Source organism: Comamonas flocculans, assembly GCF_007954405.1.
GTDB classification, from domain to species: Bacteria; Pseudomonadota; Gammaproteobacteria; order Burkholderiales; family Burkholderiaceae_C; genus Comamonas_C; species Comamonas_C flocculans.
Genome location: NZ_CP042344.1, coordinates 2,194,945 through 2,218,027, shown reverse-complemented (window position 1 = coordinate 2,218,027; position 23,083 = coordinate 2,194,945). Strand labels below are relative to the sequence as shown.

Here is a 23,083-nt window from a genome sequence, read left to right as displayed (position 1 = left end):
CGGCCGCCATGCACCTGCTCGCACCTGCGAGCCGGGCGCGCCGCGGCCACGCGCTGGCATGCCGCCGCTTCACGGAACATGCCGCGCGGCCGCGCGCGACTGCAGACGCGAAGGCCAGGGTTCATGGCAGCAGACTGAAGCCCGACTCGAAGCGCGTCTTGCCCGACGACGCCAGCACGATCTGCAGATAGCCCATCGCCTCCAGCTGTACCGACCGCGGAAGGGGCCCGACGTCCACGGCGCGCAGCCCCGCGGCCTGCAGCAGCTCGGTGAGCGCGAGCTTTCCCGCCGCATCGTCCCCGGCGAACAGCACCGTCGTCGCCGTCATGCCGTTCGTGCGGGTCTTGAGCGTGTCCGCCAGGTTCACGTTGAAGGCCTTGAGCACCGCCACGTCCTCGGGCAGCTCCCTGGCCAGCTCCAGCGCGGTGGAGGTGTTGCGCAGGGCTTCGGGCTGCTCGTAGGTCGTGAAATCCATCGGGTTGCTGATGTCGATGACGACCTTGCCACCGAGCCGATCGCGGTAATGCTTGAGGATGTTGGGGTAGGCGCCGTGCGGAACCGCAAGAACGACGATGTCCCCGGTGAGGTCCTCGCCCAGAACCGCGTGGGTGGTGTCGGGGCGGTCGTCGGCTGGCGTGGCGCTGCGGTTGACGAGTTGTATCTGCGCTCCCGCGCGCTGCGCGATCCCGGCGATTGCCGAGCCCATCTTGCCTCTGCCAATGATGCTTATCGATGTCATGCGAGTAAATCCTGTTGGTACGTTGGGGTGCTGACTGCGCGATGTCCAATGCGAATCAAAGCTTCTTGAACCGCTTGAGCGCCATCTCGGCAACCTTGAGCGCGTCGTAGTCGAAAACCGCGGCGCGGCGGAAGTCGCGCCCCGAGGTGATGTCGACGTCGCGCTTTTCGGTATCGGTGAACTGGAACTGCGAATCAAACATCCAGCCCGCCCGGCGCGAACCCACCTGCAGGATGGTCGCGCGCTGCATGCGCACGGCGGTGTAGCGCCTGAAGGCCAGCGCAATGTCGCTGACGCTGTCCGCCTCCTTGAGGAAGTAGGCCAGGGTGAGACAGTCCTCGAAGGCCTGGTTCACGCCCTGTCCCTGGTGCGGGATCATGCTGTGGGCCGCATCGCCCAGCAGCGCGATCGGCCCGCGCGACCAGTTGGTCAGGGGCTCGATGTCAAACAACCCCCACCAGAATGTCTCCTTGATGTGCGAGAGGAACTCATGCACCCGCGGGTCCCATTTCTGGCGTTCGAATTCGGCATGCACCTCGGACACCTGTGCGGGGCCGGACCAGGGGCCGTGCAGGGGCCGGCTGCTGGGCACGCAGGCCACGTAGTTGTAGAGCTTGTGCTGCTGCAGCGGGTAGGTCATCAGGTGGCGGTCGTTGCCCATCCAGGTCTGGCTGATCCTGTTCCAGTCCCTGGGCAGGTCCGCGGCATCGATCACGCCGCGGTAGGCGATGAAGCCGGAATAGACGAAGCCGGTCTGCTGCCCCACCGCCGCCCGCACCACCGAACGGATGCCATCGGCACCGATGACGGCGTCAAAGTCTTCCTGCTCGCCATTGGTGAAATGCACGCGCACGCCCTTGTCCAGCAGCTCGACCGAGCTGGCCCGGTGGTGCAGCCGGATCATGTCGGGATCCACCGCCCCGGCAAGGATGTCGATCAGGTCCGGTCTGAATATGCCGACGTTCTGGTACTTTTTCGCGCTGTCTTCCCAGGCGGCGTCGGTCACCACATTGCCCAGCGCATCGAGATAGACCCCGTGCCCGTCAGGGGTGGCCCCGGCATCGCGGATGGGCTCGAACAAGCCCAGCTTGTCGAGCATGCGCGAGCCGTTGGGCGCCACGGTAACGCCCGCACCGACCTCGTCGTGCTTGTTCGACTGCTCGAACACCGTGGCCCTAACGCCGGCTATCTTCTGCAGGGCGACCGCAGCCGTGAGTCCGGCCAGCCCGCCGCCCACGATCGCGATCCTGGTATCTTGACTAAGCATTCATTCTCCTTCGTTTGGTTTGATTGGTGCCCGCATGTCCATGCGCTGCACGCCGGCTTGAAATTTGATGCAATCGCCCCGCCGCAGCGAGGCGCCCGCGGCGGGAAATTCCGCTCACGGACCGTGCGGGGCACGGGCAGACAGGGCAAACGGCCATGCATGCAGCTCGGGCTGCAACCGCGCCCCACCGGACGGAGCGCCAAGGAGCGCTCGCGAGCTCGCGCCGCCCCGTGCCGGCGCTGGCGGCGCGCACACGCGCCCACAGGCCGCCGTGCGGTGCCGGCTACATGACTCAGTCCTGGCCACTTGCGATGTCTCCTTCAGGTCCATGCGAGTCGCCCGCAGTCTAGGAGTACGGCAGCGGCAGATAAACCGACGCCAGCCGGACACACTGTCCAAATTTTTGGATAATCTTTTTCCATGAACTGGAACGATTGCGAAATGTTCTGCCATGTTGTAGAGCACGGCGGTTTCTCGGCGGCGGCGCACTATCTGGGGCATCCCAAATCGAGCATCAGCAGCGCGGTGCAACGCCTGGAGCAGGAGCTCGATACACGGCTGCTGGAGCGCACCACACGCAGCGTGCGGACCACCGAGGCCGGTGAAATCCTCTACAAGCGCGCAGCCCATCTGTTCACCAACCTGCACGAAGCCTGCAACGAGGCACTGTCGAGCCGGCGCGAAGTCGCGGGCACGCTGCGCATCGCCGCGCCCTACGAGTTCGGCGCCCACCACCTCGGGCCGGTGGCCTGCCGCGTGATGGAAACCTATCCGCACCTGCAGCTGCAGATCGACGTGGAACACCGCCAGATCAATCCGCACGTCGAGCCCTACGACATCGTTTTCGCCATGCTCGAGCACCAGCTGCCCTCGTCGAGCATCGTGATACGGCGCATGTTTTCGCTCGAGCGCGGCCTGTTCACCTCGCCGGCGCTGCTGCGGCAGATGGGGCAGCCGCTGCACCCCGCAGACCTCAAGTCCTGGCCGCTGGTGGTGAGCAGCGCGGACACCGAATGGACCTTCACCGACAAGGACGGCGTGGACCATGGCGTGCCGATCCAGAACCCGCGCGTGATCAGCGCCAACGCCGACTTTCGCCTGCAGGCGGCGACCAGCAGCTTCGGCATCACGCGCGTCACGGCCAATTTCTGCGCGCCGGCAGTGTCCCGCGGCGAACTGGTGCGCGTGCGCCTGCCCGACTACACCTGCGAGCCGCTGCGCATCTACGCCTTGCTGCCGGGCAAGCGCATGGTGCCGGAGAAGGTGCGCTACTTTCTCGAAGCCTTGGCGGCGTATTCGCACGCTCTGCGCTGAGCCCATCCGGGCCAAACCGCCTGAAAAGCCGGCTTCGGCCCCCAAGGATTGTTCAATTTCGTGAACATTATGTCCACACAAGCTTCATTGATTGATGGCCTTGGCGTCGCTACGGTACAGGGCTCCATCGACCCGCGGGCGGGCGCTGGAGCCTTTCCATATCCGGAGACAACCAAGGAAACCACGATGAATTGCAGCAACCTGTATCGGGCCGTCTTCACGCTGGCCGCCCTCACGCTCGCGGCGGCGAGCGCGCACAGCCAGATCAAGATCGGTGTCGTGCTGTCCACCACCGGTCCGGCCGCTTCCCTCGGCATACCCGAGCAGAAAACGGTGGAGCTGTTCCCCAAGCAGATCGGCGGTGAAGCGGTGCAGTACATCATCCTCGATGACGCTTCCGACCCCACGGGCGCCGTCAAGGCGACAAAGAAGCTGGTGACCGAGGACGGCGTGCATACCGTCATAGGCTCGACCACCACCCCGAGTTCGCTGGCCATGCGCGACACCCTGGCCGACGCCGGCGTGCCGCAGATCTCGGTGGCGGCGGGGCGCTCCATCGTGTACCCCATGGACGACAAGCGCCGCTGGGTGTTCAACACCGCTCCTTCCACGGCGCTGATGGCCAACGCCATCGCGCGCCACATGAAGGACCAGGGCGTGAAGAAGGCAGCCTACATCGGCTTTGACGACGCCTTCGGCGAAGACTGGTCGATCAACTTCGCGGAATCGGCCAAGGCCAACGGCATCGAGCTCGTGGCTTCGGAGCGCTACAGCCGCGCCGCCACCTCGGTGACCGGACAGACCCTGCACATCAGGGCCGCCAAGCCCGATGCGGTCATGATCGGCGCCTCGGGCACGGCCGCGGCGCTGCCCGAGCGCTCCTTCAACCAGATCGGCTACAAGGGCAAGCTCTACCAGAGCGGCGGCGTGGCCAACCCCGACTTCCTGCGCATCTGCGGCGCCGATTGCAACGGCACCATCGTCGCGGCGGCGCCGGGGCTGGTCGCTCCACAGCTGCCGGACAGTGCCTCGTTCAAGGCTGCGGCCATGCGCTTCGCCGACACCTACCAGGCAGCCCACGGCCCCAAGACGCTGACGCAGTTCGGCGCCAACGCCTGGGATTCGGGCGTGCTGCTGGAGCAAGCCATCCCGGTGGCACTCAAGAGCGCCAAGCCGAGCGACCGCAAGGCCTTCAGTGCTGCGCTGCGTGATGCGCTCGAAGGCCTGAAGAACGTGCCCGCCGCGGGCGGTGTCTACACCATGACCGCCACCGACCACAACGGCCTGGACGAGCAGGGCGTAGTGCTGGTCGAGATCGTCAACGGCGACTGGAAGCTGATGAAGTAAGGCACCCGCCTTGCACGATCTGCCGCTGGCCAGACGCCAGCGCGCCCTCTTCCTCCTGCCCCGCCACAGTGCGGGGTTTTTTCACCCTTCACGGCACAAGGCCATGCCATCTACTGTCTCTTCCTCTTCCGTCTCCCCGCTGGCCGACCTGGCCGATCCCAGCCTCCTCATCACCGACGGTCTGATCAATGGCCGCTGGCTCAAGGGCCGCCAGCGCTTTGACGTGCTGGACCCGGCCAGCGGCCACAAGCTCGCCGACGTGGCCGACCTGGGCGCCAGGGAGACGCGCACGGCCATCGAGGCGGCCAACGCCGCCTGGGGCCCCTGGCGCAGCAAGAGCGCCAAGGAGCGCTTTGCCGTCCTGATGCGCTGGTATGAGCTGCTCATGCAGCACCAGGAGGATCTGGCGCGCCTGATGACGGCCGAGCAGGGCAAGCCCCTGGCCGAGGCACGCGCCGAGGTGGCCTATGGCGCCAGCTTCGTGCAGTGGTTTGCCGAGGAGGCCAAGCGTGTGAGCGGCCAGACGCTGGCCACCTACGATGCCAACAAGCGCTATCTGGTGCTCAAGCAGCCCATAGGGGTGTGCGCGGCGATCACGCCGTGGAATTTCCCGCTGGCGATGATCACGCGCAAGGTGGCTCCGGCGCTGGCGGCAGGCTGCACCGTGGTGATCAAGCCGGCCGAGCTCACGCCGCTCACGGCGCTGGCGGCGGCCGAGCTGGCCCAGCGTGCGGGCTTCCCCGCAGGGGTGGTCAATGTGGTGACGGGCACGGATGCGCCGGCCATCGGCCAGGCGCTGTGCGAGAGTGCCGTGGTGCGCCATCTGTCGTTTACCGGCTCCACCGAGGTGGGGCGCATTTTGATGGCGCAGTGCGCCCCCACGGTCAAGAAGCTCTCGCTGGAGCTGGGGGGCAATGCGCCTTTCATCGTGTTCGATGATGCCGATCTGGATTCGGCGGTGGAGGGGGCGCTGGCGAGCAAGTACCGCAATGCGGGTCAGACTTGCGTGTGCGCCAACCGGCTGTATGTGCAAGACGGTGTCTATGAGGTGTTTGTCAAGAAGCTGGCTGCGCGCGTGAAGGCGATGAAGGTGGGCAATGGCTTTGAGGAGGGGGTGAGTGTGGGGCCCTTGATCGAGCCGGCGGCGCTGGCCAAGGTGGACAAGCATGTGAAGGATGCGCTCAAGAAGGGCGCGCGCATTGTCACGGGGGGCAAGAGGCTCAGGGGGCAGTTTTTCGAGCCGACGGTGCTTGCCGATGCGTCGGACAAGATGCTGGTGGCGCGTGAGGAGACGTTCGGGCCGCTGGCGCCAGTGTTTCGCTTTCACACGGAGCAGGAGGCGATTGCCGCGGCCAATGCCACGGAGTTCGGCCTGGCGAGCTATTTCTATGCGCGCGACGTGGGGCGCATCACGCGCGTGAGCGAGCAGCTGGAGTACGGCATGGTGGGCATCAACACCGGGCTCATCTCCACCGAGCATGTGCCCTTTGGCGGCGTCAAGCAGTCGGGCCTGGGGCGCGAGGGCTCGGTGCACGGGATAGAGGAGTACCTGGAGATCAAGTACCTGTGCCTGGCGGATGTGCAGCGCTGAGGGGGTAGCTCAGGCGCCGCAGCACTTCTTGTACTTCTTGCCGCTGCCGCAGGGACAGGGGTCGTTGCGCCCCACCTTGTCGCTTTGCGCCGGCGGCTGTCGCGGCCCCAGGCTGCGCGCGATGTCGTAGAGGTCGTACACCGCCCAGACGGCATCCCCAAAGGCTTCGACGCGCGCCTGGCTCACGCTGGGCGCGCACGCCTCGTCGTAGAGATTGAATTCGGGCACGCCGCTGTCATCGTGCAGCAGCACGCCGATGGCGGCAATCGCCTCGCGCATCTCGGCAGCGATCTCCTTGTCGCGCGGCGGAGCCCAGTCCTCCATCCAGTGGTCCACCGCATCGAGAAAGCCCGCCGCCCAGGCCTGGGCGAAGGCCGGCGGCGCCTCGGCGTCCTGCAGTTTCGCGCGCTCGGGCTCGGGCAGGCTCAGCAGCAGGCCGCGCCAGTCCAGCACGCCGGGATCCAACGCACGTTCATCGTCGAGCGCCTGTACCGGCGCCTGCAGCGCGCTGCGCAGCTGCTGCTCGCGCTCGAGCCAATGCATCATGAAGCGGGTTTGCTCGGCGGGGCTGGCAAAAATCTCCTGCGTGCTTCGCTCGAACAGCATGGCCAGCCATTCATCGGCGGGCACCTCGCGGCGTGTGCACAGCAATGCCGTCAGGACGCCTTCGCAGTACTCCCATTCGGGCACGTCGCCGCCGTGTCTGCCCTGCAGCTCCTGCAGCAGGTCTTCCAGCGCTGCCAGGGTGGCGCCGTGCGCAGCGGGGGCCGCGTCCTGGCCGGTGGGTACGTGGGTGGTGGGCTGGGTCATGGCGATGCCTTGCTTGGACAAGGCGGCATGGTAAGCCTCAGCGCCGTCGCGAACCGAGCCAGAGCACGGCGGCGACGACGATGATGGCCCCGAGCATCTGCATCCCCGCCACCGACTGGCGCAGCACCAGCCAGCCGACGATCAGGGCAAACACCGGCTCCACATTGAGCACCGCGGAATTTCCCACCACCCCCAGGCGCGGCAGGACCGTGAACAAGATCGTGATGCCCGTGCCATAGAGCACGGTGAGCAGGACCAGGCCCCACCAGCCGGGCGCCGCATCGGGCAGCTGGAAACCGCCCTGTGCCGCCGCCGCGGCGCAGGCCACGACCACCACCACCGCCATCGACACCAGGGTGCGCACGCGCCCGTCGACTGCGCCCGCCTCATGCTGGGTGAGCACCAGAGCCAGCGCGAACATCACCGCACCGGAGAGCGCAAAGGCCACGCCCGCGCCAATCTCGCGCCATTGACCCGCTGCGCCCAGGCCGGAGGCCGCGCCCAGCACGTCGAGCGCCAGCACCAGGCCGATCAGGATCACCGGCATGGCCACGAGCACCGCGGGCTCGGGGCGGTGTCCATAGAGCACGCGTGCCCAGAAGGCGGTGAGCAGCGGAAAGGTGTTGAACACCAGCAGCGCCAGCGCCACCGGCAGGCGTGCCACCGCCGAATACAGCAGCAGGCTCTGCACCCCGATCAGCGCGCCGATGAACAAGAGGCTGCGCCATTCGCGCGCGCGCAGGGAGCGCCAGGCACCCTGGCGCCACACCAGCAGCGTCACCACCAGCGCAGTGCCCAGGCTGCGAAAGCCGACGGCAGTGGCAACGCTCGCGCCATGGTCGAAGGCCAGGCGCGCGGCCACGTGGTTGCAGGCCATGAGCAGCGCAATGAGCAGGAGCAGGGCAAATCCCGCACCGGCGCCGCGGCGAACCCCGCTCATGCCGGCCCTCGCCCGCGGGCGCCACTGGCCAGGCTCGCGGGTCCGCAGTCCGGCAGCTTGCGCATCGCTTCAGTCTTCAAAGGCAATACCGGTGCGGTAGATGACGTCTGCATTGCGTTTGACTTCGCTGCGCAGAAACCGGGCAAACTGATCGGTACTGCCGGCGATCGAGACAAGACCGTGCGCCTGCAACAGGCTCTGCGCGGATTGGGTCTGGAACACCGCAGCAATCGCCTGGCTCATCTGCTGCACCACGGCCTCATCGACCCCGGCCGGCGCCATCACGCCGCTCCATGAAGCCGACTCGACGCTGGCGCCCTGCTCGCCCAGGGTGGGCAAGTGCGGCGCGAAGCCCGAGCGTTTCTCGCTGGCCACGCCCAGCGCATTGAGCTTGCCTTGGGCGATCGCAGTGCGCAGCTGCGGCCAGGTGCCGAACATCAGCGCGACCTTGCCCTGCAGCAGCTGGGCAAGCGCCGGCGCTTCGCCGCTGTAGGGCAGGTGCACGATGCCCGGCGTACCCAGGATGGTCTTGAGCAGCTCGCCCGCCAGATGGGCCGAGCTGCCCGGGCCGAAAGAGGCATAGCTCAACCCCCTGCCGCTCTCGTACTGGGCGACGATGTCGGCCACATTCTTCAGACCGCTGCCCGGATAGGCCACGAGCACGTGTTCCGAGCGCGCCATGGCCGAGACCGGTTGCAGATCGTGCATGCGGTAGGGCAGACGGCGCACCAGGGTTTCATTGGCGCACAAGCTGTTGGTGACGGAAAGCCAGGAGTAGCCGTCCGCCGGCGCGTCGGCCACCTGCTTGACGCCATGCACCGTGCCGCGGCCGGGCACGTTGTCCACCTCCACGCTCTGACCCAGCAGCGGCGCGAGCGCCTGCGCCAGCATGCGAGTCACGAAATCGGTGGTGCCGCCAGGCGAAAACGGCACGACCCAGCGCAGCGGCTGCTCGGGCCAGCGCGCGCACAGCGCCGCGCCTGGCAGGAGGGTGGCCAGAGCGCTGGCATGGATCAGTTGGCGTCGTCGCATGGTGTCTCTGGGGGGCTGCCGGCCGGCTTGGCAGATCGCCTCGCCCGCAGACTCAGGCAAGGGTCGGGGCGCGCAGGCGGCGGGCGATCTTCGCACACATGCCAGCGGGCTGCCAGACGGGGCGGGCGCGACACGCGGTCCGCCGCCACCTGAAACGCAAGGGCGTGCCCGCGCATCCAATGGGCCACAACGGTTGCGGACACGGCGGGAGCACCACAGCCTGCGTGCCGGCGCATCCCGCTCCGGAAAACAGGCCCGCCTCCATGCTCAGCCGAACCGTCGTCGCCTTGTTGGCCCTCGCCTCGTGGCGTTTGCGCGAGCGGCAACCGTGCCAGCGCTTGATTTTTCCTGCCCGCAGGGCAGACTGATTTGGAACCACACGAAAGGGAGCCGCAAATGCTCATGCATGTACAAGCCAGTCCCGACAACGAGAAGCAAGCCGGTGCAGGCATGGCGGTCTCCGAACGCATACGCTATCGCCTGATGTGCGCCGGCCAGCGCTTCAACGCCAACGACAACATTGCCGACTTCATCGAGGAAGGCGAGCTCGACGAACTGCGCGACGAGGTGCAGGCCAGGATGCAGGCCGTGCTGCGCGCGCTCGTCATCGATACCGACCACGACCACAACACCTTCGATACCGCGCGGCGCATGGCCAAGCTCTACATCGACGAGGTGTTTGGCGGGCGCTACGAGGCCGCGCCGCAGGTGACGGCCTTTCCCAACGTGGCGCAGCTCAACCAGCTCATGGTGATCGGGCCGATCACGGTGCGCAGCGCCTGTTCGCACCATTTGTGCCCGATCGAGGGCAAGGTCTGGGTCGGCGTGCTGCCCAATGCCGAATCCGACCTCATAGGCCTGTCGAAATACGCGCGCATCTGCGACTGGATCATGCGCCGCCCCCAAATCCAGGAGGAGGCCATCACCATGCTGGCCGATGAGCTGCAGCGGCGCATCCAGCCCGACGGCCTGGCGGTAGTGATGCAGGCCAGCCACGCCTGCATGCACTGGCGCGGCGTGAAAGACGAGGGCGCGCGCATGAGCAACTCCATCATGCGCGGCGAATTCCTCACGAACGCGGCGCTGCGCCGCGAGTTCCTCGGGTTCGTCAGGTAAGACGCGCAAAGGGCTGGGGCGACACCGCCCTCAGGTGTCCTTGCTGATGATGATGTCGGGGAAGGCCGGCAGCTCGTTGCCAGCCTGGCGCGCGACATTGCTCGCGAGCTGGCGCGCCATCGCCTTGTACAGGCGCGCGACCTCGCCATCAGGCTCGGCAAAGACCGTGGGGCGGCCCGAGTCGGCCTGCAGGCGGATGTGCAGTGCCAGCGGCAGCGCGCCCAGGTAGGGCATCTCGTAGTCCTGGGCCAGGCGCCTGCCACCGTCTTCGCCAAAGATGTGCTCGGCGTGGCCGCAGTGGCTGCAGATGTGCACCGCCATGTTCTCCACGATGCCCAGGATGGGCACGCCCACCTTCTGGAACATGGTGATGCCCTTCTTCGCGTCCAGCAGCGCAATGTCCTGCGGCGTGGTGACGATGACCGCGCCGGTCAGCGGCACCTTCTGCGCCAGCGTCAACTGGATGTCGCCCGTGCCCGGCGGCATGTCCACGACGAGGTAGTCCAGGTCCTGCCAGCGCGTCTGGTTGATGAGCTGCTCCAGCGCATTGCTCGCCATGGGGCCGCGCCAGGCCATGGCCTGCTCCTCGCGCACCAGAAAGCCTATGGAATTGATCTGCAGCCCCATGGCGCGCTTGGGCTCCATGAGCTTGCCGTCGCGCGTCTCCGGCTTGCCCGAGGTGCCGGTCATCATCGGCTGGCTCGGGCCGTAGATGTCGGCATCCAGAATGCCCACCTGCGCACCTTCGGCCGACAGCGCCAGCGCCAGGTTCACCGCCGTGGTGCTCTTGCCCACGCCGCCCTTGCCCGAGGCCACGGCGATGATGTTCTTCACGCCCGGAATCAGGCGCGCGCCGCGCCCCGCCACCTGTGCAGTAATTCTGCTGCTGATGTGCACCGCCGCGCTGCGCACCCCGGCCAGGCTGCGCGCCGCAGCCGACAGCTGCGCCTGCAGATCGGGCACCAGACTTTTGGCCGGGTAGTCCATCTGCACTTCGAAGGAAATGCTGTCGCCCGCCACCTGCAGGTTGCGCACGCTGCGGGCCGTCGCCAGCGGCTTGCTCGAGACCGGGTCCTTCACGCCGGCGAGCGCCGCCAGCAAATCCTGTTCGGTAATGGCCATGTCCTGTGGTTTCCGTACCTCTGGTCTGTGAACCCGGCTAGTCTAGTCAGGGCGGCTAGCCATTTGAGCAAGTGCGGTGATTTCAAGCAAAATATGCCCCAAACGCTTTGTTGGCAAGCGCTACAAGCTATTATTTTCATAGGCCACCGCGCCACGGCGGTGCGTGGGCGAAAATACCGGCCCGCTGCACGCCTGCAGCCGAGCGGCCCGCCGCCTTCGATTGCCGTGTCCCACCCCTGCCCCATACGCCCCGCCGACATCGGCCGCTTTGATGCGCTGATCGATGCGCGCTCGCCCGCCGAGTTTGCCGAAGACCACCTCCCCGGCGCGATCAACTGCCCGGTGCTGGACGACGCCGAACGCGCCACCGTCGGAACGCTGTACGTGCAGCAAGGCGCCTTCGAGGCGCGGCGCGTGGGCGGCGCGATGGTGGCGGCGCACCTGGCCGAGCACCTGCGCGGCGCCTTTGCCGAGCAGCCCGCCGGCTGGCGCCCGCTGGTGTACTGCTGGCGCGGCGGCATGAGAAGCGGCGCCATGGTGCAGTGGATGCGCCTGGTGGGCTGGAAGGCCGAGCAGCTCGCCGGCGGCTACAAGGCTTTTCGCCGCCATGTGATCGATGGCCTGCAGGCGGGTGCGGCGCAGCTGCAGATTCGCGCGGTGGTGGGCGCCACCGGCAGCGCCAAGACCCGCATCCTGCACGCCCTGGCCGCACGCGGCGCGCAGGTGCTCGATCTGGAAGGTTTGGCACGGCACAAGGGCTCGCTGCTGGGCGGACTGCCGGGGGTGGAGCAGCCCTCGCAAAAACACTTCGAGACCCGGATCTGGCACGCGCTGCAGGCCATGGACCTGGCGCAACCCGTCTATGTGGAAGGCGAGAGCGCGCGCATCGGCCGCCTGTCGGTACCGCCGGCGCTGGTGCAGCGGCTGCGCCAGGCGCCTTGCATCGAGATCGATGCGCCGCTGGACGAGCGCCTGCGCTACCTGCTGCGCGACTATGCCTACCTCGGCGACGAACCCGAAGAGCTGGCCGAGCGCCTTGCGATGCTGACCGAAATGCACGGGCACAAAACCGTGCAGCGCTGGCAGGCCTGGGCGCATGGGCGCGAGCTCGCCCCGCTGTTCGGCGAGCTGATTGCACGTCACTACGACCCGCACTACGGGCGCTCACAACAGCGCAACTTCGCGCGCTGGGACGCCCGCCAGCGCATCGCCGCTGGCGATCTGTCCGATGCGGGCATCGCAGCGCTGGCCGAGACGCTGCTCGGCCAGGCGCGGGCCGCCGCCTAAAATGCCCCGCTTCAGCCCCTGGATGAACACCATGAACCGCTGTCGCCGCCTACTCGCCCCCGCCGCGCTGGCCCTGCTGCTGGCCGGCCCGGGCCTGCCCGCACAGGCCCAGCAGCAGCCGCTGGCGCCTTCGGGCGGCGCGGCACGCAACTTTCCCGATGCGGCGCTGCGCGGCAGCGTCACCTTCGAGTCGGCACAGCGCGTGCTGCTCAACGGCCAGCCGCTGCGCAGCGCACCCGGGCTGCGGGTGTTCGACACGCACAACCGCCTTGTCATGGCGCACACCCTGCGTGGCAAGACCTTCACGGTGCACTACGTGATCGAACGCTCCACCGGCATGCTGCACACCGTCTGGCTCCTGAGCGAGGCCGAAGCCGCGCGCCCGCGCGCCGCGCCCGGCATGCAGTTGCGCAACTTCCGCTTCGAGTCCGAACTGCCGGACGGCGGCATCCAGCGCCACTGAGCCACCGCGCCCGGACGCCGCGCCTGCGTGCCGCTGGCCGGTGCCCGTCCTGACCCCTTCCCCGCGAGAACCCCATGAGCAAGAAAGTCTTCATCAAAACCTTCGGCTGCCAGATGAACGAGTACGACTCGGGCAAGATGCTGGACGTGCTGGCCGATGCCCGGGGCTATGAAGCCACCGACAACCCCGACGAGGCCGACCTGGTGCTGTTCAACACCTGTTCGGTACGCGAGAAGGCGCAGGAGAAGGTGTTCTCCGACCTCGGGCGCGTCAAGCACCTCAAGGACAAGGGCACACTGATCGGCGTGGCCGGCTGCGTGGCCAGCCAGGAGGGCGAGGAGATCGTCAAGCGCGCGCCCTTCGTCGACCTGGTCTTCGGCCCGCAGACCTTGCACCGCCTGCCGCAGATGCTGGACGCGCGGTTGAAGGAAAACCGCCCGCAGGTGGACGTGAGCTTTCCCGAGATCGAGAAGTTCGATCACCTGCCGCCGGCGCGTACCGAAGGCTGCACGGCCTACGTCTCGATCATGGAAGGCTGCTCCAAATACTGCAGCTACTGCGTCGTGCCCTACACGCGCGGCGAGGAGATGAGCCGCCCCTTCGAGAGCGTGCTGCTCGAGATTGCGCAGCTGGCCGAACAGGGCGTCAAGGAGGTCACGCTGCTGGGCCAGAACGTCAACGCCTACCGCGGACCCATGGGCAAGAGCAAGGAAATTGCCGACTTTGCGCTGCTGCTCGAATACGTGGCCGAAATCCCCGGCATCGAGCGCATCCGCTACACGACGAGCCACCCCAACGATTTTTCGCCGCGCTTGATCGAGGCCTACGCGCGCATTCCAAAACTGGTGAGCCACGTGCACCTGCCGGTGCAGCACGGCAGCGACAAGATCCTGTCGTACATGAAGCGCGGCTACACCGCCGCGCAGTACAAGAGGACCATCGCCGCGCTGCGCGCGGTGCGCCCGGGCATGGCCATAGGCAGCGATTTCATCATCGGCTTTCCGCGCGAAACCGAGGACGACCACGCCCAGCTGCTCGCACTGATCGAGGAAGTGGGCTTCGACAACTCCTTCAGCTTCATCTTCAGCGCCCGCCCCGGCACCCCCGCGGCCAGCCTGCACGACGAAACGCCGCAAGAGGTCAAGCAGCGCCGCCTGCTAGAGGTACAGGCGCTCATCGACCGCCAGATGCACGCGATCAGCGAAGAGCGCGTGGGCACGGTGCAGCGCATCCTGGTGGAAGGCCCGAGCAAGCGCGACCCCAAGGAACTCATGGGCCGCACCGAATGCAACCGCGTGGTCAACTTCGCGGCCGACGCCGCGCTGGTCGGCCAGATGGTGGACGTGCGCATCACCGAAGCGCGCCACTACACGCTGCGCGGCGAGCTCTGCCGCGAGACGGCGAGCGCCTAGAAACAGGTATGGATGGCGCCGCTCACCGCGCCATCGTCTTCCACCAGCGCCATCCAGCGCCACTTGTCGAAGGTGGTGCAGGGGTGGGAAATGCCCAGCTCCACGCGGTCGCCCACAGCCGGTGCAGCGGCTCCGGCGGGAAAGCGCAGGTAGGCGTGCTGGTCGTTGAGCGCGCTGATCTTCCAGCCCTCGGGCGCCGGGCGCGCAACGCGCGTGGCGGCCGCGGCCCAGCGCACCGGCTTGGGCAGGTCGATATCGAAGGACAGGTCGCGCCGCCCTGCATTGAGCAACGCCAGGCCGGGTTCCGGCACGGACTGCACCAATGCCCAGACGGTGAGCGCGGGCTGCAGGCTGTCTCGCAAGCCTTCGCGCTCGGCCACCAGATGCACGAAACGCTGGTAGTTGCCATGGTCGTGCGTGAGGTAGCAACCCGAACGCAGCACGCCGGTGACGGGGCGCGACAGCCCCTGTGCCCGCAGCAGCGGCAGCACCAGGTCGAACACCGCCGAGCCGCCCGCGGAAAGCAGGATTTGCGCCTCGCCCGCGGCCCACAGGTCTTCGGCATCCACGGCGCGCGCCAGCGCCAGGGCGCGCCGCACCAGCTCGGTGACGGCCAGCGCGTCGTGCGCGCTGTCGCCGGTGGCAAGCAGCCCCTCGTAACACTCGATGCCGCACAGGCGCACCGCCGTGCTGGCCGCAGCCGCGCGGGCCAGCGCCAGCGCCTGCTCGTGCGTACGGTAGCCCGTGCGCTGGCCCGGGACACCCAGCTCCAGCAGCACGTCGAACACCCGCGCGCTGGCATGGCGGCGTTCCCAGTCTTCGATCAAGGCCAGCTGGCGCAAAGAATCAACAAGAAAGTACACGCGCAATCCCGCATGGCTGGCCAGCAGCGCATCCAGCGCATCGAGATCCGCATCTTGCAATACCTGGTTCGCGATCACGATGCGCACCGCGCCCGCGGCCACACCCAGCTGCGCCTGCCAGACGTTGGCAAAGCTCAGGCCCCAGGCGCCGGCAGCCAGCTGCATGGCGCACAGCTCGGGCGACATCGTGGTCTTGCCGTGGGGCGCCAGCACCACGCCGCGCGCGCTCGCGTAGCGCTGCATCCACGCAAGGTTGTGCGCCAGCGCGCCGCGGCGCAGCACTGCCAGCGGCAGCGGCAGGTCGCCGGCGAGCACGTTCCAGCCCTGCCCGCCGATCTCGCTGGCAAGGCAGGGCGCGGCAGCGGGCGGATAACCCTTGAGCGATGCGTCCAGCCGGAAATCCGCCGCCATGAAATACTCCGAATTCAATAGCTGCCAGCGCCTTGCCAGAAAGCGCCAGAGGCCAAAAACACTCTTGCTTTCATGGGCCTCAGAACGGCATGCCCGGCATGCCCGGCATGCCCTTCATCCCGCCCATCTTCTTCATCATCTTCATCAGGCCGCCGCTCTTCATCTTCTTCATCATGGTGCGCATCTGGTCGAATTCGTTGAGCAGGCGGTTCACCTCCTGCACCTGCACGCCCGCGCCGGCCGCGATGCGCTTCTTGCGCGTGGCCTTGATGATGTCGGGGCGGCGGCGCTCGTGCGGCGTCATGCTGCAGATGATGCCTTCCTTGCGCCGGATGTCGCGCTCGGCCTTGCCCATGTCCACCTGGCCGGCCTTGGCGGCAAGCTGCGCGGGCAACTTGTCCATGAGGCTGGACAGCCCGCCCATCTGCTTCATCTGCTGCAGCTGGCCGAGGAAGTCGTTGAGGTCAAAGCCGTCGCCGCTCTTGACCTTGGCCGCGAGCTTTTGCGCCGCCTCCATGTCCACACCCTGGGCCACCTGCTCGACCAGCGCGACGATGTCGCCCATGCCCAGGATGCGCCCGGCATGGCGCTCGGCGTCGAAGACCTCCAGTCCGTCGAGCTTTTCCGACACGCCCGCGAACTTGATCGGCGCGCCGGTGATCTGTCGCACCGACAGCGCCGCGCCGCCGCGCGAGTCGCCATCGAGCTTGGTGAGCACGATGCCGGTGAGCGGCAGCGCCTCCTTGAAGGCGCGGGCGGTGTTGACCGCGTCTTGGCCCTGCATCGCATCGACGACGAACAAGGTCTCCACCGGGTTCAGGACGGCATGCAGCTCCTTGATTTCCTGCATCAGCACTTCGTCGATGGCCAGGCGCCCGGCGGTATCGACCAGCAGCACGTCGAAGAAATGCTTCTTTGCATAGTCCAGTGCGGCAAGCGCGATCTCGCGCGGCTTCTGTTCGGGGCCGGAGGCAAACCACTCTGCCCCGGCCTGCGCGGTCACGGTCCTGAGCTGCTCGATGGCGGCCGGCCGGTACACGTCGCCCGAGACGGTGAGCACCTTCTTCTTGCGCTTCTCTTGCAGGTGTTTCGCCAGCTTGGCGGTGGTCGTGGTCTTGCCCGCGCCCTGCAGGCCGGCCATCAGGATGACGGCGGGCGGCTGCGCGGCCAGGTTGATGTCGGCCACGCCCTCGCCCATGGTCGCCGCAAGCTCCTTGTTGACGATGCCGACCAGTGCCTGCCCGGGCTTCAGGCTGCCCAGCACCTCCTGGCCCAGCGCCTTTTCCTTGACGCGCGCGATGAAGTCGCGCACCACCGGCAGCGCCACGTCCGCCTCCAGCAGCGCCATGCGTACCTCGCGCAGCATGTCCTGCACGTTGGCTTCGGTGATGCGCGCCTGGCCGCGCATCTGTTTGACCAGGCGCGAGAGCTTGTCGGTAAGGGCGGACGCCATGCGGTGGTGCTCCTGCGGGGCGGCTGGGCCCCAATGGGTGGCGCTCCAGCCACGACGGCCAGAGGCTAAACTGACGGGACCATGATTTTACCGACCGCATCATCGCCGGGATGGCCGCTGGCAGGCGCGGCGGCGCTCGCCTATCTGGTGCCGGTCTTCATGGGACGCCAGGTGTCGGGCCGCGCCCAGCGCCTGGCCATGACGCCGGGCTGGCTGCTGCACGCGCTGGCGCTGGCTGCCGGCGTGCTGGGCAGCACCCCGCATTTCGGTTTTGCGCCGGCGCTGTCGATGACGCTGTGGCTGGTGCTCGCCACCTACGCGGTGGAGCACCAGGTGCTGCCGCAGATGCAGTCGCGCGGCGCGGTGGTCGGCATGGCCATCCTCGCCGCCGTGGTGGTGCTCGCAGCCGCCGTCTTTCCGGGGCTCGCGCTGCAGGAGCGCTCATCTCCCTGGCTGGCGCTGCATCTGACGCTGGGCATCGCCAGCTACGGCCTGATCGCGGCGGCCGTGGTGCACGCCTGGCTCATGGGCCGCGCCGAGCAGCGCATACGCCAGGCCGAGCAGGTGCCCGGCAGGCTGCCGCTGCTGGCGCTGGAGCGCCTGACCTTTCGCTTCATCACCGCCGGCTTCGTTCTGCTCAGCGCCACGCTGGCCGAAGGCTGGCTGTTCGGCGAGCAGCTCTACGGCCATGCGCCGCGCTGGGACCACAAGAACGTGTTTTCGCTGCTGGCCTGGCTGACCATCGCCATCTTGCTGGTCGGGCGCGCGCGCTTCGGCTGGCGTGGACGCAAGGCCAGGCGCGTGCTGTATGCGGGCGCGGCGCTGCTGCTGCTGGCCTACGTGGGCTCGCGCTTCGTGCTGGAGGTCGTGCTGGGACGTTCGGCATGAGCAAATACCTGCTGATCCTCCTCATCGTGGTGCTGCTCTACGCGCTCACGCGCAGCGGCCGCAAGCCACCCTCGCAAGGCGCGACGGCGCCGCGCCGGCTCAGGAAGCCGCAGGCCATGGTGGCCTGTGCCCGCTGCGGCCTGCACCTGCCCCAGGCCGATGCGCTGGCGCAGGACGGGCAGTTTTACTGCTGCAGCGCCCACCGCGACCAGGGCCCCGCTTGAAACGCGGCACCCTCAGCCCCGGCAGCGCCCAGGGCAGCGCACGCCTGTGGAGCGGTTTTCTCTCCGCACGCGTGCTGGTGGCGCTGGCCCTGCTGGGACTGCACTTGGCCGCACTGGCCTTGGGCCAGCCGGTGACCGCGCGCCTGCTGCTGGCCAGCGGCGCCTATCTTGCGGCCACGCTCGCGCTGCGCTCGTGGCCGCGCTCGGACAACTGGCCCGGCACTTCCGCCTGGCCCTGGCTCGCCTCCATAGGCGTGGACCTGCTGGCCTACACCGGGCTGCAGCTGCTGCAGATGCAGACGCAGGAGCCTATGAGCTACACGCCGCTGTTCGGCTTTGCCGTATTGATGGCGGGCGTGCTGGGCAATCGCAGCGTGGCCCTGGGCGGCGCAGCCGCCGCCACGCTGCTGCTGCTGGCCCTGGCCTGGTGGACCGGCTGGCGCGGCGGCACCGAGACGACCGGCGCCTACCTGGGCGCCGCGCTCACCGGCACCGCCTACTTCATCGTCGCCTGGCTCGCGCACCAGCTGGCCACGCGCTTGCTGCACGAACAGCACCATGCGCGCCAGAGCCGCATCGCCGCGCACACCCAGGCGGCCATCAGCCACATGGTGATGCAGCATGTGAGCGACGGCGTACTGGTGCTGGACCCGCACGGGCGCGTGCGCCTGGCCAACCCCGTGGCACTGGTGCTGATGGATCGCAAGGGCGACGAGCCCCTGCCCTTCCCGCTGGCCCCCGACCTGCGCTGGCGCCCGCTGCTGCAGCTTGCGCACCAGACCTGCTGCGAGCTGCAATCGCAGGCGGCCGACGTGACCATCACGCACGAGGGCCAGAGTCCGCTGGTGCTGCGCGTGCGCACCTGGCTGACCAGTACCGCGCAGCCCGGCGCACGCGACGAACAGGAACAGTTGTGCGTCATGTTCCTGCAGGACCTGCGCGAGATGGAAGCGCGCCTGCGCACCGAGAAGATGGCCGCGATGGGACGCATGTCGGCCGCGGTGGCCCACGAGATCCGCAACCCGCTGGCCGCCATCATCCAGGCCAATGAACTGCTGGCCGAGGACTTGAGCGACCCGGCGCAGCAGCGCCTGTCGGCCATGGTGGCGCAAAACGCCGAGCGCCTGGCACGCATCACCGAAGACGTGCTCGACATCGCCCGGGTGCACCACCAGATGGGCAACGCCAGTTCGCGCGCGCTGGTGCTGGACGAGGCGGTGCAGCGCATCGCCGCCGACTGGCAGGCGGCCCACCCCGGCACCGCGGTGACGCTCAATCTGCTGGCACGCCAGGCGCAGGTGGTCTTCGACCCCGAACACCTGCGCCGCGTGCTGGTGAACCTGCTGGACAACGCGGCGCGCTACGCGAGCACAGAGGCCGACGCGCTGCAGCTCATCACCCAGGGCAGCGTCGGACGGCCGGCAACGGTACAGGTATGGAGCGACGGAGCGCCGCTGGACCGCTCGGTGCAGCAGCACCTGTTCGAGCCCTTCTTCTCGTCCGAAAGCCGCTCCAGCGGCCTGGGTCTGTACATCTGCCGCGAGCTGTGCCAGCGCCACGGCGCCACGCTGCACTACGCACGCCGCGCGCTGGAGCTGGCGCGCGGCACGGTGCAGGGCAATGCCTTCACCCTCACCTTCCGCGCCTCCAGCCGCCCGCCCGATGCCTCCTCGACGCTGGACGCGATCGTGGTTTGAACCCGCCGCGGGCTCTCTGCAACAATGAACGCGACCATGACCGGCAACGCCCCCTCCCAGGTGCTCGTGATCGACGACGAGCCTGACCTGCGCACGCTGTGCGAGCTAACCCTGCTGCGTGAAGGCTACCGCGTGCAGACGGCGGCCAGCCTGGAACAGGCACGGGCCGAGCTGGCGCGCCAGAGCTTTGACGTGGTGATCACCGACATGCGCTTGCCCGACGGCCTGGGCATGGAGCTGCTGCACGAGATGCACGCCCAGCGGCGCGGCGAACGCTGCATCGTCATGACCGCCTACGGCTCGGCGGAAAACGCGGTCGAGGCGTTGCGCGCCGGCGCCTTCGACTATCTGACCAAGCCGGTCGACCTCAAGCAGGTGCGTAGTGTCGTCGCCTCCGCCGCGCGGCAGGCGCCGGGCACGGCCATGCTCGCTGCGGCAAGGCAAAAGCCCCGGACCGACGCGGAGGCCGAGGTGCGGCCCGCGGCGCTGGCGCGGCTGGTCGGGGTGTCACAGGCCATGCGCCGGCTGCGCACGGACATCGCCAAGGTGGCGCGCAGCATGGCGCCGGTGCTGGTGCGCGGCGAATCGGGCACCGGCAAGGAACTGGTGGCGCGCGCGCTGCACGCCTGCAGCCCGCGCGCGGCCGGCCCGCTGGTGGCGGTCAACTGCGGCGCCATCCCCGAAGCGCTGCTCGAGGCCGAATTCTTCGGCGCGCGCAAAGGTTCCTACACCGGCGCAACGCAGGACCGCGTGGGCTATTTCCAGGCGGCCAGCGGCGGCACGCTGTTTCTCGACGAGATCGGCGAGCTGCCGCTGTCCATGCAACCCAAGCTGCTGCGTGCGGTACAGGAACGCACCATCCGCCCGCTCGGCGCCACGCAGGAGGAAACCGTGGACGTGCGCATCGTCAGCGCCACCCATCGCGACCTGGCGGCCGACGTACACAGCGGACGCTTTCGCCAGGACCTGTACTACCGGCTCAACGTCATCGAGCTGGCCACCGCCCCCTTGCGCGAACGTCTGGAGGACCTGCCGGTGCTGTGCGCCACGCTGCTCGAGCGCCTGGCACAGGAGTCGGGCGTAGCCACACCGACGCTGGACGAGGCGATGCTCGCGCGGCTGGCGCAGTACCCGCTCAGCGGCAACGTGCGCGAGCTCGAGAACCTGCTGCACCGCGCGCTCGCACTGAGCGACGGCACCGGCCTGCAGATACCCCCATACCTGCCGTCCGGCGATGCGCCCGAGTCGGCCCTCCGCAACACTGCCGCAGCGGCACCGGCGCAGCATGATCAGGACGGCGCAGCGGCGCGCAGCGGCGGCTCGTTGCTCGCCTGGCTCGATGCGCGCGAAGCCGCCCTGCTTCGCCACACCCTGGACGAATGCGCCGGCGACCACGGCGCAGCAGCGGCCAAGCTGGGCCTGAGCGCGCGCCAATGGACGGTGCGGCTGCGGCGCCTGGGCCTGCCGCACGCGCCCGAGGCCGACGTGCACCATGGCGCGCAGTCCTGAGCCCGGCGTCTGGCGCGGCGGCTGGCTGGCCTGCGCGCGCACCCGCCCTTCGCCGAATTTCGACGCACGCCCGCAGAACGCCTGCGTCGATCTGATCGTGCTGCACTCCATCAGCCTGCCACCGGGCGCCTACGGCACTGGGGCGACAGCCGCGCTGTTCCTCAACCAGCTGGACTGGGATGCCCATCCCTATTACGCGCAGATCCGGGGTCTGCGCGTATCCAGCCACTTCTTCATCACGCGCAAGGGCGTGCTTTGGCAGTTCGTCGATGCGGACCAGCGCGCCTGGCATGCGGGCGCCTCGCACTGGCGCTTGCGCGGGCGCTGCAACGACGACGCGGTCGGCGTGGAGCTCGAAGGACTGGAGGGCGAATGCTTCGAGCCCGCGCAGTACGCGACGCTGCTGTGCCTGTTCGATGCCCTGCGCACACGCTATCCGGTGCGCTACGTCGCGGGCCACGAGCACATCGCGCCCGCACGCAAGAACGACCCCGGATCGGGCTTCGACTGGGAGCTGCTGTCGCGCCACTGCGCGGGCAGCGGCATCCTGCTGGCGCCCACCGTGCGCCGCTGAAGCACGGGCTCGCACCGCAGCATGAACCGGTGCATGGCATGCGCGCGGCGTGATGGCCCGCGCAAGCGCTGCATGCAAGCAACAGAACACCGCCTGGCAAGCCTGGTGTGCTTTTCATTCTGAAGCACTGCTTTCATAATCCGTGCGTGATGGACAGCTGCACCACGATAGACATGCCACTGCAAGCCCGTGCTGATCGCATGGCTCTCCAACCCAACGCCGGCCTCCACGCGTCAGGGCGTTGAATCACCCCGCCATGGTTTTGCGCCACCCATCCACCACGCATTTCACGGCGCCCCCGACCCCTGCCATGCAAGGCCATGCGACAGGTGCGGGGCGTTTCCATATTCGTGACCCCAGGCACCCCGCCCGGTGGCCATGGATCGCTGCATGCGCCATGCAAGCAGGCAGTGCTCTTTGCTAATCGACTCAAGGAGAACATGATGGCAACTGCGAAGAAGCCCGCCGCGAAGAAGGCGGCACCAGCGAAGAAGGCTGCCCCTGCAAAGAAGGCAGCAGCGCCGGCCAAAAAAGCCGCCGTGAAGAAGGCGGCGGCCGTGCCCGCCAAGAAGGCCGCGCCGGCAAAGAAGGCGGCAACGCCCGCCAAGAAGGCGGCGGTGAAGAAGGCGGCGCCGACCAAGAAGGCTCCCGTGAAGAAGGCCGCAGCGCCGGCCAAGAAGGCCGCGCCCGCCAAGAAAGCTGCGGCACCGGCCAAGAAGGCGGCGGTGAAAAAAGCCGCTCCGGCGAAAAAGGCCGCACCCGCAAAAAAGGCGGCAGTGAAGAAGGCGGCCCCGGCCAAGAAGGCCGCAGCGCCAGCGAAGAAGGCCGCAGCACCGGCCAAGAAGGCGGCGCCTGCAAAGAAGGCAGCGGCACCGGCCAGGAAGGCGAGCGCAAAAAAGGCCGCCCCCGCCAAGAAGACGGCGCCGGCCAAGACCACGCTGAACCCGCAAGCCGCCTGGCCCTTCCCGACCCAGAGCAAGCCCTGAGCCTTTTGGCACCTGCCCGACCCTCCGCGGCCTTGATG

Annotated in this window: 21 protein-coding genes; 13 read left to right on the top strand and 8 right to left on the bottom strand. The window is 68.1% G+C overall.

The window, feature by feature from the left end; genetic code table 11:
- Nucleotides 1-121: 121 nt before the first annotated feature.
- On the bottom strand, nucleotides 122-739 hold the full coding sequence (locus FOZ74_RS10660; RefSeq protein ID WP_146913045.1) for an NADPH-dependent F420 reductase: 618 nt from the start codon (nucleotides 737-739) through the stop codon (nucleotides 122-124).
- A 55-nt stretch (nucleotides 740-794) separates the two neighbouring features.
- The gene (locus tag FOZ74_RS10655; protein ID WP_146913044.1) at nucleotides 795-2,006 is read right to left on the bottom strand and encodes an FAD-dependent monooxygenase; all 1,212 of its coding nucleotides are present in this window, start codon (nucleotides 2,004-2,006) and stop codon (nucleotides 795-797) included.
- A gap of 420 nt (nucleotides 2,007-2,426) precedes the next feature.
- On the opposite strand from FOZ74_RS10655, the gene FOZ74_RS10650 reads away from it, so the two are divergent.
- The 3 genes from FOZ74_RS10650 to FOZ74_RS10640 all read left to right on the top strand — a co-directional run bounded on the left by FOZ74_RS10650 (nucleotide 2,427) and on the right by FOZ74_RS10640 (nucleotide 6,258).
- Nucleotides 2,427-3,320 (top strand): LysR family transcriptional regulator, encoded by an 894-nt coding sequence (locus FOZ74_RS10650; RefSeq protein WP_146913043.1) that lies wholly within the window; start codon nucleotides 2,427-2,429, stop codon nucleotides 3,318-3,320.
- Between the two features lie 186 nt (nucleotides 3,321-3,506).
- The gene (locus FOZ74_RS10645) at nucleotides 3,507-4,667 is read left to right on the top strand and encodes an ABC transporter substrate-binding protein (protein ID WP_146913042.1); all 1,161 of its coding nucleotides are present in this window, start codon (nucleotides 3,507-3,509) and stop codon (nucleotides 4,665-4,667) included.
- 103 nt (nucleotides 4,668-4,770) lie between these two features.
- Nucleotides 4,771-6,258, top strand: a complete 1,488-nt coding sequence (locus FOZ74_RS10640) for an NAD-dependent succinate-semialdehyde dehydrogenase (protein ID WP_146913041.1) — start codon at nucleotides 4,771-4,773, stop codon at nucleotides 6,256-6,258.
- A 9-nt stretch (nucleotides 6,259-6,267) separates the two neighbouring features.
- On the opposite strand, the gene FOZ74_RS10635 is transcribed toward FOZ74_RS10640, so the two are convergent.
- The 3 genes from FOZ74_RS10635 to FOZ74_RS10625 all read right to left on the bottom strand — a co-directional run bounded on the left by FOZ74_RS10635 (nucleotide 6,268) and on the right by FOZ74_RS10625 (nucleotide 9,040).
- Complete coding sequence (locus FOZ74_RS10635) at nucleotides 6,268-7,068, bottom strand: UPF0149 family protein (RefSeq protein WP_146913040.1); 801 nt, start codon at nucleotides 7,066-7,068, stop codon at nucleotides 6,268-6,270.
- Nucleotides 7,069-7,105: 37 nt separating this feature from the next.
- Entirely contained in the window at nucleotides 7,106-8,008 is a 903-nt protein-coding gene (locus tag FOZ74_RS10630; RefSeq protein ID WP_146913039.1) for an EamA family transporter, read from the bottom strand.
- 69 nt (nucleotides 8,009-8,077) lie between these two features.
- Nucleotides 8,078-9,040 carry a Bug family tripartite tricarboxylate transporter substrate binding protein gene (locus tag FOZ74_RS10625; protein ID WP_146913038.1) on the bottom strand — a complete coding sequence of 321 codons (963 nt, stop codon included), beginning with the start codon at nucleotides 9,038-9,040 and terminating at the stop codon, nucleotides 8,078-8,080.
- A gap of 396 nt (nucleotides 9,041-9,436) precedes the next feature.
- Between FOZ74_RS10625 and folE the strand changes: the two genes are divergently transcribed.
- Nucleotides 9,437-10,156 (top strand): GTP cyclohydrolase I, encoded by a 720-nt coding sequence (folE, locus tag FOZ74_RS10620; RefSeq protein ID WP_146913037.1) that lies wholly within the window; start codon nucleotides 9,437-9,439, stop codon nucleotides 10,154-10,156.
- Nucleotides 10,157-10,186: 30 nt separating this feature from the next.
- Here folE and apbC read toward each other — a convergent pair whose 3' ends face one another.
- Nucleotides 10,187-11,278, bottom strand: coding sequence for an iron-sulfur cluster carrier protein ApbC (gene apbC / locus FOZ74_RS10615; RefSeq protein ID WP_146913036.1), 1,092 nt, complete (start codon nucleotides 11,276-11,278; stop codon nucleotides 10,187-10,189).
- Between the two features lie 225 nt (nucleotides 11,279-11,503).
- Here apbC and mnmH point away from each other — a divergent pair, with 225 nt between their 5' ends.
- The 3 genes from mnmH (at nucleotide 11,504) to miaB (ending at nucleotide 14,440) form a co-directional block, all read left to right on the top strand.
- Nucleotides 11,504-12,565, top strand: coding sequence for a tRNA 2-selenouridine(34) synthase MnmH (gene mnmH / locus FOZ74_RS10610; RefSeq protein WP_146913035.1), 1,062 nt, complete (start codon nucleotides 11,504-11,506; stop codon nucleotides 12,563-12,565).
- 31 nt (nucleotides 12,566-12,596) lie between these two features.
- Entirely contained in the window at nucleotides 12,597-13,028 is a 432-nt protein-coding gene (locus FOZ74_RS10605; protein WP_186764579.1) for a hypothetical protein, read from the top strand.
- 74 nt (nucleotides 13,029-13,102) lie between these two features.
- On the top strand, nucleotides 13,103-14,440 hold the full coding sequence (gene miaB / locus FOZ74_RS10600; RefSeq protein WP_146913034.1) for a tRNA (N6-isopentenyl adenosine(37)-C2)-methylthiotransferase MiaB: 1,338 nt from the start codon (nucleotides 13,103-13,105) through the stop codon (nucleotides 14,438-14,440).
- Here miaB and FOZ74_RS10595 read toward each other — a convergent pair.
- Nucleotides 14,437-15,714, bottom strand: coding sequence for a type III PLP-dependent enzyme domain-containing protein (locus tag FOZ74_RS10595; protein ID WP_146913033.1), 1,278 nt, complete (start codon nucleotides 15,712-15,714; stop codon nucleotides 14,437-14,439). The two genes, miaB and FOZ74_RS10595, sit on opposite strands and share 4 nt — an antisense overlap.
- A 79-nt stretch (nucleotides 15,715-15,793) precedes the next feature.
- Nucleotides 15,794-17,167, bottom strand: coding sequence for a signal recognition particle protein (gene ffh, locus FOZ74_RS10590; protein ID WP_146913032.1), 1,374 nt, complete (start codon nucleotides 17,165-17,167; stop codon nucleotides 15,794-15,796).
- Between the two features lie 81 nt (nucleotides 17,168-17,248).
- Between ffh and FOZ74_RS10585 the strand changes: the two genes are divergently transcribed.
- The 6 genes from FOZ74_RS10585 to FOZ74_RS10560 all read left to right on the top strand — a co-directional run bounded on the left by FOZ74_RS10585 (nucleotide 17,249) and on the right by FOZ74_RS10560 (nucleotide 23,045).
- Nucleotides 17,249-18,055, top strand: a complete 807-nt coding sequence (locus tag FOZ74_RS10585) for a cytochrome C assembly family protein (protein WP_146913031.1) — start codon at nucleotides 17,249-17,251, stop codon at nucleotides 18,053-18,055.
- Nucleotides 18,052-18,279 (top strand): PP0621 family protein, encoded by a 228-nt coding sequence (locus tag FOZ74_RS10580; protein ID WP_146913030.1) that lies wholly within the window; start codon nucleotides 18,052-18,054, stop codon nucleotides 18,277-18,279. Before FOZ74_RS10585 ends, FOZ74_RS10580 begins: the two co-directional genes overlap by 4 nt.
- Complete coding sequence (locus tag FOZ74_RS10575) at nucleotides 18,276-19,976, top strand: two-component system sensor histidine kinase NtrB (protein WP_146913029.1); 1,701 nt, start codon at nucleotides 18,276-18,278, stop codon at nucleotides 19,974-19,976. The genes FOZ74_RS10580 and FOZ74_RS10575 overlap by 4 nt, the downstream gene beginning before the upstream one ends.
- Nucleotides 19,977-20,012: 36 nt before the next feature.
- Nucleotides 20,013-21,485, top strand: a complete 1,473-nt coding sequence (locus FOZ74_RS10570) for a sigma-54-dependent transcriptional regulator (RefSeq protein WP_432417457.1) — start codon at nucleotides 20,013-20,015, stop codon at nucleotides 21,483-21,485.
- A complete protein-coding gene (gene ampD / locus FOZ74_RS10565) occupies nucleotides 21,469-22,059 on the top strand; it encodes a 1,6-anhydro-N-acetylmuramyl-L-alanine amidase AmpD (protein ID WP_146913027.1) in 591 nt (196 codons plus the stop codon). Before FOZ74_RS10570 ends, ampD begins: the two co-directional genes overlap by 17 nt.
- 443 nt (nucleotides 22,060-22,502) lie before the next feature.
- The gene (locus FOZ74_RS10560; protein ID WP_146914176.1) at nucleotides 22,503-23,045 is read left to right on the top strand and encodes a histone; all 543 of its coding nucleotides are present in this window, start codon (nucleotides 22,503-22,505) and stop codon (nucleotides 23,043-23,045) included.
- The last annotated feature ends 38 nt before the right edge of the window (nucleotides 23,046-23,083 follow it).